Below are 2,299 nucleotides of genomic sequence, written 5' to 3' on the forward strand. Positions count from 1 at the left end.
GCTCGACGTCCATGATCCGGAAGGAATACCCGACCCCGATCTTGGGGGAGAGGATGAGCCCCGCGTTGTACATGGGATCCGCGAAGGCGAGGTAGCACGGGAGGTTGTACGCGCCGGGGTCGGTCTTGTCGGCGGCAAAGAGGAGGAACGGCTCGTTCGGCCTCTCCTCGAACTCCATCTCGGCGACGGCGGGCCCCATCCCCTTCACGTTCCCGGAAAAGGAGTCCTTGAGGAGGTCCTGGCCGGCGCCGTAGAGCCCCTGCGCCTTCGCCACCTCGGTTCCGGCGAGGAACGTTTCCCAGGCGAGCTTGTGGACCTGTTCGTTCAGGACCCCCTCGGCATGGGTCATGAGAATCGCGATGTCGTCGCCCGTGAATCCCACATGGCTGTCGATCAGGAGCTTCTTCCCCTTTTCGGCAACACTCTTGCGCACCGTCTCGAGGAGCAGCGCGCTCGGCCGGATGTGGCCCCCGATGGAGCCGATATCCGCCTTGATTACGGACAATGTGATCTTCATCGGTCACCTCCTCGGTAAGTGGATTCGGCCAGATTGCTCCGATACCATCGCACGAATCGCTCCACGCCCTCCGCGACGGGGACCTTCGGGTCATAGCCGATCTCCGCGCGGGCGCGCGTGATGTCCGCATAGGTCACGGGCACGTCCCCCGGCTGCACCGGGAGGAACCGCCGGAACGCCTTCCGCCCGGTGACCCGCTCCAGCAGGCCGACGAGGTCGGAAAGGGAGACCGTGGCGGACTCCCCGAGGTTGTAGATCCGGTGGCCGGGCGGCGCCGAGAGCGCCCCCAACACTCCCGCCACGACATCGTCGACGTAGGTGTAGTCGCGCCGGGTCGACCCGTCCCCGTAGATCCCGATCTCCTTCCCTTCGAAGAGAAGGCGGGTGAACTTGCGGATGGCCATCTCCGGCCTCTGCCGCGGACCGTACACGGTGAAGAACCGAAGCGACGCGATGTTCATCCCGTAGAGGTGGCAGAAGGCGTGGCACAACAGCTCCCCCGCCTTCTTCGTCGCGGCGTAGGGGCTCACCGGGTGGTCGACGGGATCGTCCTCGGCGAACGGGATCTTGGAGTTGCCGCCGTATACCGAGGAGGAGGAGGCGAACAGGACGCGGGGGACGGCACGATCCCGCGCCCAGGCAAGGACTCGGGCCGTGCCCGTGACGTTCACGTCGGCATACCCGACGGGATCGGCCACCGACGGCCGGACGCCCGCCTTCGCGGCCAAGTGGATGAGCGCGCCCGCGAGGGTGCCGTCGCCCCACCGGCGAAGCGCGGCCTCGTCCCGGATGTCCCCCTCGGTAAAATCAAACCCCGGGTGGGCCGAAAGGGCCGCCAGGTTCCTCTCCTTGAGAGAACGGTCGTAGAAGGGGTCGAGGTTGTCCAGCCCGAATACCCGGTCGCCCCGGAGAAGGAGAGCCTCCGCCACGTGGGACCCGATGAACCCGGCGACACCTGTCATGTAGATCGTGGCTGGCAAGGAGACCTCCGGTTCGGCGGAAACGCGGAATGGTCGAAAACCATAGTACCACTTTATCAAGAAAAATGAATGCGGGCCGGACCTTGTGGACGTGGAAACGGCATCCCCGCAAGGCTTGACAGGCCCTGGGCATTCACCGAAAATAGCCACTACGGCGGCATAGCCAAGCGGTAAGGCAGAGGACTGCAAATCCTTTATCCCCCGGTTCGAATCCGGGTGCCGCCTCCAGGGTTTACGGGGGCTTGGGGGTCAATCCTGAGTCCCCGTTCATTTTTGGTGGTGATTGTGGTGGTGATTTTGGCGGGCCGACAGCTCGTTACCGAGCGACAGCTCCGTCCTCGGTTCACGCTATGCGGAGTGAAACGACAGCTCCTTTCGGAGCGAGCGCTCCTGTCCGGTGGTGTCGATTACTTCTTGACGGAGTGGAACGAGTACCTCCTGAACTTCCTCCCAAACCCCACCAGTCCGACCAACCCACTTCCGATCAGTAGCAGAGTGGAAGGTTTTCATTCGGGTTCCTCTTCGGGTTCCTCTTCGTCGAAGGTGTATTCCGACACGTTCCCCGTGACGATCCCGGCGCAGGGGCGGCAGTGCGGTCCAGAGCCAGTAATAACGAGTCCCTCTCCGTGGGTGAAAAAGTCGCCGCACTTGCGGCATTTCGCAACCCCTGGCTTTCCCAACCGGTACGCTTTCGCCAAGTCTTTTACATCCATCTTTTACCTCCTTTTACGGCGCTTCCCTCACTCACAAACGCTCCGGCTTCTGCTGAACTGCGGGCGCTCAGCTAGAAAGAGGCGAGCCG

3 protein-coding genes and 1 tRNA gene are annotated in these 2,299 nt (G+C 63.3%); 1 reads left to right on the top strand and 3 read right to left on the bottom strand.

Features of this window, described 5'->3' with window-relative positions; all coding sequences use genetic code 11:
- Both VJ307_10960 and VJ307_10965 read right to left on the bottom strand, forming a co-directional pair.
- Window positions 1-517: fructose 1,6-bisphosphatase (locus VJ307_10960; GenBank protein ID HJX74656.1), on the bottom strand; the 517-nt coding region annotated here is incomplete at its 3' end.
- The gene (locus VJ307_10965; protein HJX74657.1) at window positions 514-1,479 is read right to left on the bottom strand and encodes an NAD-dependent epimerase/dehydratase family protein; all 966 of its coding nucleotides are present in this window, start codon (window positions 1,477-1,479) and stop codon (window positions 514-516) included. The genes VJ307_10960 and VJ307_10965, both read right to left, overlap by 4 nt.
- A 171-nt stretch (window positions 1,480-1,650) precedes the next feature.
- Between VJ307_10965 and VJ307_10970 the strand changes: the two genes are divergently transcribed.
- A tRNA-Cys gene (locus VJ307_10970) sits at window positions 1,651-1,725 on the top strand.
- A 278-nt stretch (window positions 1,726-2,003) separates the two neighbouring features.
- Here the strand turns inward: VJ307_10970 and VJ307_10975 are convergent.
- Entirely contained in the window at window positions 2,004-2,210 is a 207-nt protein-coding gene (locus tag VJ307_10975) for a hypothetical protein (protein HJX74658.1), read from the bottom strand.
- Window positions 2,211-2,299: the final 89 nt, after the last annotated feature.

The organism is Candidatus Deferrimicrobiaceae bacterium (assembly GCA_035256765.1).
Lineage (GTDB): Bacteria > Desulfobacterota > Deferrimicrobia > Deferrimicrobiales > Deferrimicrobiaceae > CSP1-8.